12 protein-coding genes are annotated in these 13,822 nt (G+C 59.0%); 4 read left to right on the forward strand and 8 right to left on the reverse strand.

What is annotated here, in order from left to right; genetic code table 11:
- Positions 1-23 precede the first annotated feature (23 nt).
- Complete coding sequence (argS, locus tag QWJ46_RS16540; protein ID WP_302752154.1) at positions 24-1,781, reverse strand: arginine--tRNA ligase; 1,758 nt, start codon at positions 1,779-1,781, stop codon at positions 24-26.
- 63 nt (positions 1,782-1,844) lie between these two features.
- Entirely contained in the window at positions 1,845-3,062 is a 1,218-nt protein-coding gene (locus QWJ46_RS16545; protein WP_302752155.1) for a deoxyguanosinetriphosphate triphosphohydrolase, read from the reverse strand.
- A gap of 221 nt (positions 3,063-3,283) precedes the next feature.
- On the opposite strand from QWJ46_RS16545, the gene erpA reads away from it, so the two are divergent.
- Positions 3,284-3,616: an iron-sulfur cluster insertion protein ErpA gene (erpA, locus tag QWJ46_RS16550; protein ID WP_064709130.1), complete on the forward strand. Its 333-nt coding sequence runs from the start codon at positions 3,284-3,286 to the stop codon at positions 3,614-3,616.
- 227 nt (positions 3,617-3,843) lie between these two features.
- Positions 3,844-4,635, forward strand: coding sequence for an exodeoxyribonuclease III (gene xth / locus QWJ46_RS16555; RefSeq protein WP_302752156.1), 792 nt, complete (start codon positions 3,844-3,846; stop codon positions 4,633-4,635).
- Positions 4,636-4,719: 84 nt separating this feature from the next.
- Here xth and exoR read toward each other — a convergent pair whose 3' ends face one another.
- The 6 genes from exoR to QWJ46_RS16585 all read right to left on the reverse strand — a co-directional run bounded on the left by exoR (position 4,720) and on the right by QWJ46_RS16585 (position 12,633).
- On the reverse strand, positions 4,720-5,514 hold the full coding sequence (gene exoR, locus QWJ46_RS16560) for an exopolysaccharide production regulator ExoR (protein WP_184452575.1): 795 nt from the start codon (positions 5,512-5,514) through the stop codon (positions 4,720-4,722).
- A 19-nt stretch (positions 5,515-5,533) separates the two neighbouring features.
- Positions 5,534-6,139 (reverse strand): hypothetical protein, encoded by a 606-nt coding sequence (locus QWJ46_RS16565; RefSeq protein ID WP_302752157.1) that lies wholly within the window; start codon positions 6,137-6,139, stop codon positions 5,534-5,536.
- An 89-nt stretch (positions 6,140-6,228) separates the two neighbouring features.
- Positions 6,229-7,476, reverse strand: a complete 1,248-nt coding sequence (locus QWJ46_RS16570; protein WP_184452578.1) for an OmpP1/FadL family transporter — start codon at positions 7,474-7,476, stop codon at positions 6,229-6,231.
- A 397-nt stretch (positions 7,477-7,873) separates the two neighbouring features.
- Positions 7,874-10,717, reverse strand: a complete 2,844-nt coding sequence (locus QWJ46_RS16575) for a valine--tRNA ligase (protein ID WP_302752158.1) — start codon at positions 10,715-10,717, stop codon at positions 7,874-7,876.
- Positions 10,718-10,833: 116 nt separating this feature from the next.
- On the reverse strand, positions 10,834-11,703 hold the full coding sequence (locus tag QWJ46_RS16580) for a PopZ family protein (RefSeq protein WP_302752159.1): 870 nt from the start codon (positions 11,701-11,703) through the stop codon (positions 10,834-10,836).
- Positions 11,704-11,967: 264 nt separating this feature from the next.
- On the reverse strand, positions 11,968-12,633 hold the full coding sequence (locus QWJ46_RS16585; protein ID WP_302752160.1) for a protein-L-isoaspartate O-methyltransferase: 666 nt from the start codon (positions 12,631-12,633) through the stop codon (positions 11,968-11,970).
- 553 nt (positions 12,634-13,186) lie between these two features.
- On the opposite strand from QWJ46_RS16585, the gene QWJ46_RS16590 reads away from it, so the two are divergent.
- Both QWJ46_RS16590 and QWJ46_RS16595 read left to right on the forward strand, forming a co-directional pair.
- A complete protein-coding gene (locus tag QWJ46_RS16590) occupies positions 13,187-13,441 on the forward strand; it encodes a hypothetical protein (RefSeq protein ID WP_302752161.1) in 255 nt (84 codons plus the stop codon).
- A gap of 60 nt (positions 13,442-13,501) precedes the next feature.
- Positions 13,502-13,753 (forward strand): hypothetical protein, encoded by a 252-nt coding sequence (locus QWJ46_RS16595; RefSeq protein ID WP_302752162.1) that lies wholly within the window; start codon positions 13,502-13,504, stop codon positions 13,751-13,753.
- The last annotated feature ends 69 nt before the right edge of the window (positions 13,754-13,822 follow it).

Raw genomic sequence — 13,822 nt, forward strand, 5'->3', positions numbered from 1 at the left:
CGCATTGTGGGTAAATGGTGACGTTATCGCATTTCGTCAGGTGCGGCAGTGCCTGTAATGGCAAGTCCCGACTTCAAAACCGACGCGACGGCGTACACCAGCCCAAGTCTGGCAATACTTGATTCTCGGTTTTTATCATTAACAAATCGTAATTCCGGCTGATCTTTACCTTTGTTCCAGTGCGCGTGGAACGCACTGGCGAGGTCATAGAGGTAAAAAGCGATGCGATGCGGCTCCTGCGACTGGGCGGCCGCCTCGACAATACGCGGGAATTCGGCAAGCTTGGCGACGAGCTGCAATTCGGCCGGATCGCCAATGCCAGCAACGGCTTTCGCAAGATCCTCGGGCGAAAGATCGAGGCCGGGAAAAGCCTCTCTTGCCTGCCTGAAGACCGACATGCAGCGGGCATGCGCATACTGCACGTAAAAAACAGGATTATCCTTCGACTGCTCCGTCACCTTGGCGAAATCGAAGTCGAGCGGTTCGGAATTCTTGCGATAAAGCATCATGAAGCGGACCGAATCACGGCCGACTTCCTCGACGACGTCCCGAAGCGTGACGAAATCGCCCGAACGTTTCGACATCTTCACCGGTTCGCCATTGCGATAGAGCTTGACGAGCTGGCAGAGCAGCACCGTCAGCTTCGCCTTACCCTCCGAAACGGCGCGTGCAACCGCTTCCAGGCGCTTGACGTAGCCGCCATGGTCGGCGCCAAGCACATAGATCATCTCGTCGAAACCACGATCGAACTTGTTCTTGAAGTAGGCGACGTCGGCGGCGAAATAGGTATAGGAGCCGTCCGACTTGATCAGCGGCCGGTCCATGTCGTCGCCAACCTCGGTCGAGCGGAACAGTGTCTGCTCGCGATCTTCCCAGTCTTCAGGAAGCTGGCCCTTCGGCGGCGGCAGCGTGCCCTTGTAGACGTAACCCTTGAAGGTCAGGTCGTTGATCGCGGTGCGGATGGCTGCCGCGCCGTTGGCGTGCAAGGTGCGCTCGGAGAAGAAGATGTCGTGATGGACGTTCAGCGCCGCCAGATCTTCGCGGATCATGACCATCATCGCGTCGATGGTGCGATCCTTGACGATCGGCATCCACTGCTCTTCCGGCATGTTGTGCAGCCGGACGCCGTAATCGGCGGCAAGCGACTGTCCGACGGGCACGAGATAGTCGCCCGGATAGAGACCCGACGGGATTTCGCCGATCCGTTCACCCAGCGCTTCGCGATAACGCAGGAAGACCGACCGGGCGAGCACGTCGATCTGCGAGCCGGCATCGTTGATGTAATATTCCTTCTCGACGCCGTAACCGGCAAAGGCGAGCAGGTTGGCGAGCGCATCGCCGACGACGGCGCCGCGGCAATGACCGACATGCATCGGGCCGGTCGGATTGGCCGAGACATATTCGACGTTGACCTTGCGGGCTTCACCGAGGGTCGAGCGGCCATAGTCGGTGCCGGCGCCGATGACGGAAGCCAGCAGCCGCTGCCAATAGCCGACGGCGAGACGGATGTTGATGAAACCGGGACCTGCCACCGAAACATCGGCGACGTCGGCATCCTCCTTGAGCTTGGCGATGATGACGTCTGCAAGGGCGCGAGGATTGGTGCCGAGCGGCTTTGCCAGCACCATCGCGGCGTTGGTCGCAACGTCGCCGTGACTCGCATCGCGCGGCGGTTCGACTGCGATGCGGCCGAAATCGAGCTCAGATCGCTTTTCCCTGACCAGATCGATCTGTTCAAGGGCGGTTTTGATCCTGGCTTCGAAGTCGGTAAAAAGGTTCATCGCACTCTTCCATGCATAGGCTGTGCCAAAGGCGCAAATCGGCCTTCGGCGGGCGACCGCTGCCTATCGCAAATCCGGAGTGTGGTCAAACAATCGCCTGTGGGCACTGATCGCGTAGGTGTCGGTCATGCCGGCAAGATAGTCGCCGACATGACGAGCCTTCGGCGCATCGGCGAGCCCCGCGATATGATCGACCCAGTAATGGCTCTGCATCTCCTTGGGACTGGCCATGTAAGCGGCAAAGAGGTCCGTGACGATCTGGGCAGCACCGGCGCGGATGCGCATGATATCGGGATTGCGATAGATGCGCTTGAAGAGCATCGCCTTGATCTGCCTGTCGGTTTCGGCCATCTCTTCGGAAAAGGTGGCGATAACCCGGTCGGCGCCGCGGATCTCGGCTGCACTCTCGGGACGAAGGAGTGATAGGCGCTCCTGCGCGACGCCGATGACGTCCTCGACCATGCGGGTGATCTGGCGGCGCATGATCTCGTGGGTGAATCGGCTCGGTTCCAGATGCGGATAGCGCCCCCTCACCTCCGCCATCAATCCGGCAAGAAAGGGAATTTCCTCCAGCATCTCGAAACTCAGATAGCCGGAGCGCAGGCCGTCGTCGATATCGTGGGTGTTATAGGCGATGTCGTCGGCGATCGCCGCGACCTGGGCTTCCAGGCTGGCATAAGTCGCGAGCTCGAGATCGTGCAATTCGCAATAATCGAGGATCGGCTGCGGAACCGGGCCGCGCGTGCCGGCCCCTTCCGGCGTCAGCAGGGGACCATTGTGTTTGACGAGCCCTTCGAGGCTTTCCCATGTCAGATTGATGCCATCGAATTCGGCATATCGCCGCTCGAGCTTGGTCACGATGCGCAGCGATTGGGCATTGTGGTCGAAGCCACCATAAGGCAGCAGCACCTCGTGCAGCGCGTCCTCGCCGGTATGGCCGAACGGCGTGTGGCCGAAATCGTGCACCAGCGCCACGCCCTCGGCCAGGTCCTCGTCGAGTTTCAGGGCGCGGGCAAGCGCACGGGCAATCTGCGCCACCTCGATCGTATGCGTCAGCCGGGTGCGATAGTGATCGCCGTCCTGGGCGATGAAGACCTGGGTCTTGTGCTTCAGCCGGCGGAAGGCGGTGGTATGGACAATGCGATCGCGGTCGCGTTGGAAATCGGAGCGAGTCGGACTGCTGTCTTCCGGATAGAGACGCCCACGCGTCGTCCACGGGTCGGCCGCATAGACCGCCCTCTCGCTGCCGCCGAAACCTAGAGCTCGCCTGTCAATCGTCATTCTTCACCGTCATTCTGCCTGTAGCCGCATCTGCCCATTGACGCCGCTTTGCCCTCTTCATACCTATAGCCCGACGAAACGGCAAAGCGGCGTTCGCCGACCGCTTCGGCGCATCATGGCCTTTTCGCGAAGATCATGGTAAGTTCCTTTGATATCAGGCATTTGAACATTCGAGTGCCAAAACCCATTCTCTCCGGATCTTGACCCCGGCAGGAGGAAATATGACGGATACGAGTGTAACTCTTTCGGATGCCGCGGCAAAGCGTATCGCCGCCATCATCAGTGCGGAGGCCGGCAAGAGCGCGCTGCGCGTTTCCGTCGAAGGCGGCGGCTGTTCGGGCTTTTCCTACAAGTTTGACCTTGCCGACAGCGCTGGGGATGACGACATCGTCGTCGAAAAGAACGACGCGAAGGTGCTGATCGACAGCCTGTCGCTCGTCTATATGGCAGGGTCGGAGATCGACTTCGTCGACAATCTGCTTGGCCAATCCTTTCAGATCAAGAACCCGAATGCGGTGGCAAGCTGCGGCTGCGGCACCAGCTTCTCGATCTGAATATCCGAACACACAGCGTTGTCCCCAACGACCGGCGGAAGAATTGCTTCCAGCCGGTTTATCGGCTTGTCCAGCGGCGAAAGACCGCGATAAAAGGAGCGCACTGAAGCGCGTCGCGATCTTTCAGATTCGCTTGCCACGCTTTAGCTCTTGATTTTCCGCGTGTCGTAAATCGCAAAAACAGCCGCATAGTTTTGCGCGACATGCCCTAGCGAACGGAACAGAGCATGAAGATCGCGACCTGGAACATCAACGGCGTCAAGGCGCGCATCGACAATCTCACACAATGGCTCAAGGATTCCGATCCCGATATCGTCTGCCTGCAGGAGATCAAGACGATCGACGAAGGCTTTCCCCGGCTGGAGATCGAAGCGCTCGGCTATCATGTCGAGACGCACGGCCAGAAGGGATTCAACGGCGTCGCGATCCTCTCCAAGACTTCACCTTTTGAAGTCAATCGCGGCCTGCCCGGCGACCCGCTGGACGAACAGGCGCGTTTCCTGGAAGCGGTGTTCACCCTGCCCGACACGCGCATCCTGCGCGTCTGCTGCATCTATCTCCCGAACGGCAATCCCGCCGACACCGAGAAATACCCCTATAAGCTCGCCTGGATGGAGCGTCTGAGGAGCTTTGCGGCCGAACGGCTGGCCTATGAAGAGATGCTGGTGCTTGCCGGCGATTACAACGTCATTCCTGAACCGCACGACTGTTTCGATCCCAAGGTATGGGAAAGCGATGCGTTGTTCCTGCCGCAGACGCGGCAGGCCTTCCGCAGACTTGAAAATCTCGGCTTGACCGATGCGGTGCGCGCGACGACGGACGCGACGCGTCTCTATTCCTTCTGGGATTATCAGGCAGGTGCATGGCCGAAGAACAACGGCATCCGCATCGACCATCTGCTGCTGTCACCGGAAGCGGCCGACCGGATGACGTCGGCAGCTATCGAAAAACATGTACGGGCGTGGGAAAAGCCGTCCGACCACGTACCGGTGATCGCCTATTTCGATTTCGCAGCCTGACATTCCGAGCCCATGGCAGCGCGTCATTTCAGGGGCGCGCGGAGACGCACGGGTTGAATGCCGCGTGGCGCTGAACGGAAAGCGTCAGTCGGAACCGCTCGCAATGGCGTGCGACAGCGAAACTGCCGTGCGACGGTCGGCCTCATTGGCAACCGAGAAGGCCTGCTCCTGCAGCGCCTCCATCCAGCTGCAATCCTTGGGCTTGCAGCGGTCGAGAGCGGCAGTCATCAGCGCGAGACCGCGAGCGGTCTGGCCTTCGTCGAAAAGAATATTTCCGAAAATCGCCATGGCGCCGGGGTGGCCACTTTTGCGGGCCTGGTTCAACCATTTTTTCGCCTGCTGCGGGCTGGCATTGCCGCCTTCGCCGGCCAGCATCATCTGCGCCAGCTGAAACTGTGCTTCGGGAACGCCAAAGGTGGAGGCAACCTGAAAATAGAGCTGGCGCGCCTGAGTGAGATCGATCTTGACCGGGCTGCCGGCAATTCCATGCTTGTAGTAGTTGGCGAGCGAGAGGAGCGCGTTGACGAAGAAGCCGGTATCTTCCGAGCCGGGTTCGACACCCTGCTGGGCGATCTCACTGTAGATCTTGAAGGCTTCGAAATCGTCCTGGGTGACGCCGTCGCCGTCGGCATACATGTTGGCGAGCGCCCAGCGCGAACCGGTATGGCCCTTTTCGGCGGCGTATTTGTAGGCTTCGACCGCCTCCTCTTTCTGTCCGTTTTTGTAGGCCTTGAAGCCGAACTTGAACAGATCGAAAGGACCGGACTCCTTGCTGACGTCGCTCTTGATGTCGAAAGCCTGAACCGGACCGGACAGCGATATTGCCATCCACATGCTCACCAGCATGAATTTGAACAGTTTGAACTCGGACGTTACCATTTCAACCGATTTCTTTCGTTCATCGCGCGCAGCCGGCGCTGACGCCAGGCATACCGCGGATGTATTCTTTCGAGGCGAGCGATCCCGCGGCGAGCTCCATGGCCCCTTTGCCCGCGTCGCATCCAGCCCATAGGCCTTTTCTCAAAGGCCGAATTTTCAGCACATCATTCAGGACCACCCGGCTCCCGGCACGGTCCGCCTGCAACCTTCTCGGCGCTCTTTCGACGGGCGCGCCATCCGCCTTCCCGCCTTTATCGCATTCGTAAATAGTAAATGTGACCAAACCGGTATCGACATCTGCCGTTAAGCTCGGCTGCCTGTTCGAACGGGCAGAGAACGACAGCAATGGATGGATAGATGGCATGATAGTGAGGTCGAATTTCTGGTCGCAATAGCCTTGTCCGGAAAGAAAAACGGCCGCAATCACGCGGCTGTCGCCACTTGCGCCGTACGATTTGCTGTTACCGGAAAAAAATCGATTCATGCTACTGATTACACGCACCGTAAGTCTGCCATCACCTCGCCCGCAAATACCGCTGCGCTCTCTTTGTGGCGGGAAATGGACAAATTCACCCCATCGCCACCATACGCCATTCATCGTAAAAAACTGTTGCTGAATCGTCACAAAACGAGACCAGAAAATAATATGATTAATGGGCGCACATAAAGAAGAGCCCGGCAGTGCCGGGCTCCTCTATTCTTCAAAACGTGGAATTAAAACTTGATCTTTATGCTTGTCGACAGTGCAGCGACCAGATCATCGTCAAAGGAATAGGAGACATCATCTCCGTATGTGACGCCATTCCGGGTCACAGCACCAGACGAACCGCTCGTCAACACGCCCACGGCACCTGCAAAGCGCCATTCGATATGTTCTGTCGGCGTATAGGCCGCACCGAGACCGAGCGTCCAGCTGTCTGTCTGCGCGCCATAGCCCTGGCTGGTGCCGCGATCCCATGTCAGGCTGACTGCACCGGCCCACTGTTCATTGAACTTATGGCCGACACCGCCGGAGATCGTCCAACCATCACGATAAAGAAGGTCGAGCGAAGTTAGACCACCCGCGGGGCAAGGCAAACCGTTGGTCGGGCAGAATGCTACCGACTGCAGGACGCTCCAATTCGTCCATTTAACCGATCCGAATGCAAGCCAATCCGGAGCGATACCGCTTTGCAGCTTCAACTCCAGCGAATCCGGCGCTTCGGCGGAACCGGAAACAGGTGTGACTAAGCCCCCGTACAACGGCACAACCGGAACCTGACGGAGATCAACGGTCCCTGACAGGTCATCGTACTTGACGCGACTGTTATAGACGAGGCTCGCACGCATCGCATATTCCGGGATCTCGTAAGCGATGCCGGCGCGCCAGCCCCAACCGCTATCGTCGATATCCAGGCGACCGACGCCGGTTCCAGTACCAAGCAGAAGCGGAAGCGTTGAAACCAGACGTTCCTTGAAGCCTTCGACTTCCTGATAAAAAGCGCCGCCAATGAAGCGAAGCTGCCCAGGGCCGACATCAAAACGATAGGAGCAGGTGCCGCCATAGTTGCGGGTTTTGATCTCTGTCTCAATGTTATCGTTGGCGCCTGCCCAGTTCACGCCGGGGTCGGTGTGCGCGCCGAAGGGCTCCGAATAGTCAACGAGGCAGTCGACTGCATCGCCAAAACCAGCCTTAAAACCAATATAGGGGATGGTGTAATTTGAGGTATCGTCAGCCGTGTCTGGACGGCTGTTCAGATTGCCGCCTCCTGTCAGTATCGACGTATTCGTGTCCCGGACATCCTTCAGCTTGCGCTGCGGCGTGACGTAGGTCACGCCCGACTGAAACGAGAAAGGCGACGTATCGAACAGCTGATCGATGTTATAGCCGCCGCGCTCCAGGCCACCGGCAAAGGACGGCGAGGCAAGCCACGAAAGAAGAACGAGCGACGTTACGCTCTTGGAAAACATACGCGATGCCATTGTGTCTCCCCCACTCCAGCAATTGATGTACGCCACTTTAGTAAGCGTCCGCTCGACATGGCAACGCGCCCCACGGCGGCGCTCCCAGGCATTGCAGTGGCTAACTTACGTAAAGAAATTGACGGACACGTCAAAAAATCTGGTTAATAAAATATTATTCTAGAGCTATCGATTTTGAGGTGGGCTTTTGGGTTTTCATTCCAAACATTGCAGAAGCTGTATCAATCCGACAACAGTGACAGTTTTCACCAAAAGGATAGTCGTAAAGCCAAAATCCACAGGCTCAGGGCCTCAAATCAGCCGCGCTCAAGACCGAATCAGGCTTGCCCCAGACGACAAAAGACGCGCCCGAAGCGGGCGCGCCTTTGAAATAACTTACCAAAATCGGCGATGAAATTTATCCGGCTTCGCTGACCCTGGAAAGCGCGGTTTTCAAGCTGGCGATCTGCCCCTTCAACTCATCGAGACGCTCGCGCTCGGCCTCAACCACCTCGGGATTGGCGTTGGCGACGAACTTCTCGTTGGAAAGCTTGCCATTGATGCGGGCGATTTCTCCGTCCATCTTGGCAATCGCCTTTTCCAGGCGGGCCTTTTCGGCAGCAAGGTCGATCAGATTGCCGAGCGGCAGGCAGACGGTGGCTTCGGCGACGACGATCTGGGCCGCGCCCTTCGGCGCATCGTCGGAGAGCAATATCGCTTCCACGCGGGCAAGCCGCTTGATGGCGGCGTCGTGGCGGAACAGCCTTTCGCGCGTGAGATTGTTGGCCTTGACGACGACCAGCGGGGCGGTCGCCGACGGCGGCACGTTCATTTCGGCGCGCACGGAGCGGATGCCGGAGACGAGGTCGATCAGCCAGTTGATCTCGTCGGCGGCTGCGTTGTCGGCATAGGACGGCGCCGGCCATTCGGCATGGCAGACCAGCGTGTCGCGTTCCTTGCCTTCGCCTGCGGTATGCGCCCAAAGCTCTTCGGTCATGAAGGGCATGAAGGGATGCAAGAGCTTGTAGATCTCTTCGAGAATATAGGCGCTGCAGGCCTGGGCTTCGGCCTTGGCGCCCTCGTCCTCGCCGTTGAAGACCGGCTTCAGCAGCTCGAGATACCAGTCGCAGACTTCGTTCCAGATGAAACGGTAGAGCGCGCTGGCGGCATCGTTGAAGCGGAAGGCTTCAAGCGCCTCCGTAACGTCACGTTCCGTACGGGCAAGCTCCGTCAGGATCCAGCGGTTGATGGTGAGTTCGGCAGCCTCCGGCACGAAGTGCGGATCGCTCTTGGCACCGTTCATCTCGGCAAAACGCGTGGCGTTCCAGAGCTTGGTGCCGAAATTGCGGTAGCCGGCGATGCGGGCCGGGTCGAGCTTCACATCGCGGCCCTGTGCGGCCATGATCGCCAGGGTGAAGCGCAGCGCATCGGCGCCGTATTCGTCGATCAGTTCCAGAGGGTCGATGACGTTGCCCTTCGACTTCGACATCTTCTGCCCGTTCTTATCGCGCACCAGTGCGTGGATATAGATCGTATGGAAGGGTTCGACGGGATCGCCATTCTCGTCCTTCATGAAATGCAGGCCCATCTGCATCATGCGAACGACCCAGAAGGGGATGATATCGAAACCGGTGACGAGGACATTCGTCGGGTAGTAACGCGCGAGTTCCGGCGTCTCGTCCGGCCAGCCGAGCGTCGAGAAAGGCCAGAGCGCAGAAGAGAACCAGGTGTCGAGCACGTCCTCGTCCCGCGTCAGGATTTCGCCAGGCTTGAAGTTTTCGAGGAGGTCCTCGACATAGGCCTTCATTGGCCCCTCATGCGAGAGGTAATGCTGGATCGCCGCCTGCAGCGCCTCCTCCTCGGTCTTTTCGACGAAGACCTGACCATCGGGGCCGTACCAAGCGGGAATCTGATGGCCCCACCAGAGCTGGCGGGAGATACACCACGGTTCGATGTTCTCCAGCCAGTTGAAATAGGTGTTTTCCCAATTCCTGGGAATAAATCTGGTTCTTCCCTCGCGAACGGACTCCAGGGCAGGCTGCCCCAATGTCTTGTTGTCGACAAACCATTGTTCCGTCAGCCGCGGCTCGATCGGCACGCCGCCGCGGTCGCCATGCGGGACCATATGCTTGTGCGGTTCGATCTTGTCGACAAGGCCGGCCTCTTCGAAGATCTCGACGATGACCTTGCGCGCATAGAAACGGTCCTGCCCTTCCAGACGGTCCCAGGCGCCATGCAGCGCCGCCGGATTGTCGAGACCTTCAAGGAAGTCTTCATTGTCCTTGATGGCAATGGTGCCATCGACGTTCATGACGTTGATCGCCCGCAGCTTCGCGCGCTTGCCGACTTCAAAGTCGTTGAAATCATGGGCAGGTGTGATCTTCACCGCGCCTGTGCCGGCCGTCGGATCAGCATAGGAATCGGCGACGATCGGTATCCTGCGGCCGACGATCGGCAGGATGACATGCTTGCCGATGATCGGCTTGTAACGCTCGTCTTCGGGGTTCACGGCAACGCCGGTATCGCCGAGCATCGTCTCCGGTCGCGTCGTGGCGACGACGATATAGTCACGCGTCTCGAACTCAGTCGGCTTGCCTTCCTCGTCGAAGGCGATCGGATATTGATAGGTGACACCCGGCTCGAGCGGATAACGCAGATGCCAGAGATGGCCCTTCACCTCGTGTTGTTCGACCTCCATGTCGGAAATCGCCGTCAGAAGTTTTGGGTCCCAATTGACGAGGCGCTTGTCCTTGTAAATCAGGCCTTCCTTATAGAGCGTGACGAAAACCTCGAGAACGGCCTGCGACAGGCCTTCGTCCATGGTGAAGCGCTCACGTGACCAGTCGCAGGAGGCGCCGAGGCGCTTCAGCTGGTTGAAGATCAGGCCGCCCGATTCCGCCTTCCACTCCCAAATCTTGTCGATGAAGGCCTCGCGGCCCATCTCGCGGCGGCCCGGCAGCTGCTGCTCCATCAGCTTGCGCTCGACGACCATCTGGGTGGCGATGCCGGCGTGATCCATGCCCGGCTGCCAGAGCACGTCCTTGCCGCGCATGCGCTCGAAACGCACCATGATGTCCTGCAGCGTATTGTTGAGCGCGTGCCCCATATGGAGCGAACCGGTGACGTTTGGCGGCGGGATCACGATGGTGAAGGTCTCGGCCCCCGGTTTGGCGTTCGCGGCGGCGCGGAAGGCATCCGCCTCATCCCATTTCGCGGCGATTTTGGGTTCGACGGCAGCGGAATCATAGGTCTTGTCGAGCATTTTCTGACCAATTTCGAGGTTCGAGGATGGGGGGTTGTAAATAGGATGGCCACGGCCAAGTCAATAAAAAAGCCGCCCGGAGACCGGAGCGGCTTTTCCAGGAAAAAACAATCCGATCAGCGGCGCGGGCCGCGCGCCACGCGCTCGATTTCCTCGCGCACCAGCCGTTCGACCAGCGTCGGCAGATTATCGTCAAGCCATTCGCGCAGCATCGGGCGCAGCATGTCCTCGGCAATCTCGTCCAGCGACCGACTCTCGGCACCGTCGATCGCCGTGGCAAGCTCCTCGAAGGAGCGGCTGATCTGCAGACCGGCATCTTCCGAAAGCAGCGCCGGCTGGACCTCCTCGACAACGCTCGGCAGGAAACGCTCGGTCGACGAAGGAGCGGGCTCCAAAGCCGGTGGCGCAGTTTCGGCGGCAGCAGCGGCTTGCTCGGCGACGGCGACACGCGGTGTTTCGGCAAGCGTCGGTTCTGCCGGCTGTTGGACGGGAACAGAGGAAACGGGTGCTGCGGCAGCGGCAAAAACGGGCTGTGTCGGCTGCGGCTGTGGACTTGCAGCGCGCGGGGGCTCCGGCATGACGGCCGGCTGCGGCTCCGGCTGGCGGAAGCCGCTCGGAATTTCGCGCAAGGCTTGACCGGCCTGCACGGCGCTGCGCTCGGAGGCGGCGCGCACGCGGGCTGCGACATCGGCAAGCGACAGCGCGCGGGCCGGCGCTTCGGTCTCAGGGGTGCCGGCCGAATTGGCGGCGACGAAACGCGGATCGGAAGAGCGCATGGCCGGTTCGGGAAACTCCACGCCGGCATAGGTGTCATCCACCGTCAGATGGATTTCGGAACCGTTTTCGTCGTCGTCGGCGCCGTAAACCGGCGGCACGGAAGCTGAAATCGCCTTGCCGGCGCCGGGTTCATTGCTTTCGATGATCTGGCGGATGGAGGCCAGAATTTCTTCCATGGACGGTTCACGCGCTACACTTGGCTGAGCCATATCTATCCCCGTTATTCCAACACAACGATCGGACGGTGTGGAGCGTTCATCCGAATCACCACGACCTTAGAATACCCCAGACGCGAAAAAAATCATCGCGAATCAATTGAATGCGGCCATGCACAGTTTTGTTACCCAATGCTTGCCGCCGGCATTCGGAGACGACAGCGTCAGAATAAATGATGTTTGTGAAGGCTTTTCCGCAGCACGGACAAAACGGGCGCCAAAGGCGCCCGTCACTTGAATTGAACAGAGAGAACCGCGTCAGAAAACGAATTCGCGCGCCTTGGCGAAACCCGGCAGCGGCTTGACCGAAGCGTTGAAGAAGACGTTTTCCGAGATGGCGCCGCGCTCGGCGACGAAGACCTTGGCACGAGCGGCATTGCCGTGCCCTTCGACGGTGACCAGACGGCCGCCATCGCGCAACTGCCCGAGAAGAGCGGCCGGAACCTCCTCGACAGCGCCGTTGACGAAGATCAGATCATAGGGGGCGCCGGCGGCGTAGCCCTTTTCGAGGGGGCCGGTCACAACCTCGACCTTGCCGTAGCCGGCAAGCTTTGCCTTCGCTTCGGCAGCCAGCGCCTCGTCGCATTCGAGCGCGATGACCGAGCCGGCGATGATCGACAGCAGCGCCGATGTATATCCCGTGCCGCACCCGACCTCGAGCACAAAATCGTCTTTGCCGATGGCGGCCAGCTGCAGCAGCTTGGCGAGCGGAGAGGCCTCCATCAGGAAGCGGGCCGGCTTGCCCGGTGCGGCGGCCGATATTTCGACGTGGTTGTCGATATAGGCGAGCAGCTTTGACTTCTCCGGCACGAAAGTCTCGCGCGGCACGGTGAGAAAAGCCGTCAGCACGGAATGCGAGGTAACATCCGTGGTGCGGATTTGGGTGTCGACCATCTTTGCGCGCGCTGCTTCGAAATCCATCATGTCCTCTCGCTCTTAAAAAGCGGTTCCTGTCCCTCGTCTCTTAATCTCCGCCACGGATGCTTTCAAGGCTTGGCAGCGGTCGGCGAAAAGAATCCGCCAGGCGGCTCTTTCGCGCCACAGGAGGGCAAGGGCTGCAACGCAAGCGTGGAACGCCCTGCCTCTTCATGTTATGATTTGCAGCGGAGGGAATAGGAGGAGCAGGCCATGTCTGCGATTTTCGAATATTTCACCCTGTTCGATTTCCTTATCGTCGCAGCGCTCGTCGGCATCTTCTGCTGCGGGCTGCTGGACGGGGAAACGATCTGAGGAAATCGAGCGCCGAAGCAACTCCGGCGCGGCTTGCATGGAGCCCGCGACAATCCGCGCGGGCGACGGAGGTCGTGTGCGCTTGCTTGTAAAATAGTGTGCGGCAGCCACCTCGAAAATCAGCGAGATTTCGCAACTCTTTTAGCAGTCATGAGGAGAAATTGGCTGGCTCGCCCGGAATTGGCAAACTGAGTGATTTCAATCAGGTGCGGCGTCCACTGCCATACTTTGTTTGAAATAATTTCCATTGAATTTCATCGGGCGCTGCCACACCCTGCCACACCTTATCGCTCACGATGGAGCATCCCATATCGAAAAGTTGAAAGCTAAGCAGGAGCAGCTTTTCGACGGCGACCCTGACCTGGCGATGCTTCTCGACAATGTGGCTGCCATTCTATCCGAGCACGCGGCCGTGTTGGCTGACAACATCGCGGACATGGAAGATAACGAAGAGCAGTTGGGTTGGGGTCAAGGCAGCAAGCCTCAATCGGGTGGTGGGTAGCGAGAAACTGCCGTAGCAGTCAGCGCGCCGAGTCTTTGCACTGCGAGGAACATAACTTCCATGACATCAGAAGAAAGAACGATTTTGAAGGCTCTGGCTCATATGTGTCTGCAATACATGGACGAAGGCCCGAAAGGGCTAGTTCACAAGTCAATGAGCGCCGGCGAAAAGGCCGTCGAAGTGTTGGCATCATACGGCTTGGTCAAGCCGGAGCTAGGAGGCGGGTTCTGGACCGATGAAGGTTTGCGTCTTCTTGACGACGAATGGGCAGCGGATCGTGCGAGTTTCCTGCAGCGCATGTCAAAATCCTGAAAACCGGATGCTCAAGCATTTGATGATAGGGTGGCTGGCGCGATATCGAGAGCCGCTATTCAAACACGT

The organism is Rhizobium sp. CBN3 (assembly GCF_030518245.1).
In the GTDB taxonomy this organism is placed as follows: Bacteria; Pseudomonadota; Alphaproteobacteria; order Rhizobiales; family Rhizobiaceae; genus Rhizobium; species Rhizobium aethiopicum_A.

What these genes read in the sequence shown, in the direction of transcription:
- xth (WP_302752156.1), top strand. Translation starts at nt 3,844, where the DNA reads ATGAAGATCGCGACCTGGAACATCAACGGCGTCAAGGCGCGCATCGAC.
- argS (WP_302752154.1), bottom strand. Translation starts at nt 1,781, where the DNA reads ATGAACCTTTTTACCGACTTCGAAGCCAGGATCAAAACCGCCCTTGAA.
- QWJ46_RS16585 (WP_302752160.1), bottom strand. Translation starts at nt 12,633, where the DNA reads ATGATGGATTTCGAAGCAGCGCGCGCAAAGATGGTCGACACCCAAATC.
- QWJ46_RS16570 (WP_184452578.1), bottom strand. Translation starts at nt 7,476, where the DNA reads ATGGCATCGCGTATGTTTTCCAAGAGCGTAACGTCGCTCGTTCTTCTT.
- exoR (WP_184452575.1), bottom strand. Translation starts at nt 5,514, where the DNA reads ATGGTAACGTCCGAGTTCAAACTGTTCAAATTCATGCTGGTGAGCATG.
- QWJ46_RS16595 (WP_302752162.1), top strand. Translation starts at nt 13,502, where the DNA reads ATGACATCAGAAGAAAGAACGATTTTGAAGGCTCTGGCTCATATGTGT.
- erpA (WP_064709130.1), top strand. Translation starts at nt 3,284, where the DNA reads ATGACGGATACGAGTGTAACTCTTTCGGATGCCGCGGCAAAGCGTATC.
- QWJ46_RS16580 (WP_302752159.1), bottom strand. Translation starts at nt 11,703, where the DNA reads ATGGCTCAGCCAAGTGTAGCGCGTGAACCGTCCATGGAAGAAATTCTG.
- QWJ46_RS16575 (WP_302752158.1), bottom strand. Translation starts at nt 10,717, where the DNA reads ATGCTCGACAAGACCTATGATTCCGCTGCCGTCGAACCCAAAATCGCC.
- QWJ46_RS16545 (WP_302752155.1), bottom strand. Translation starts at nt 3,062, where the DNA reads ATGACGATTGACAGGCGAGCTCTAGGTTTCGGCGGCAGCGAGAGGGCG.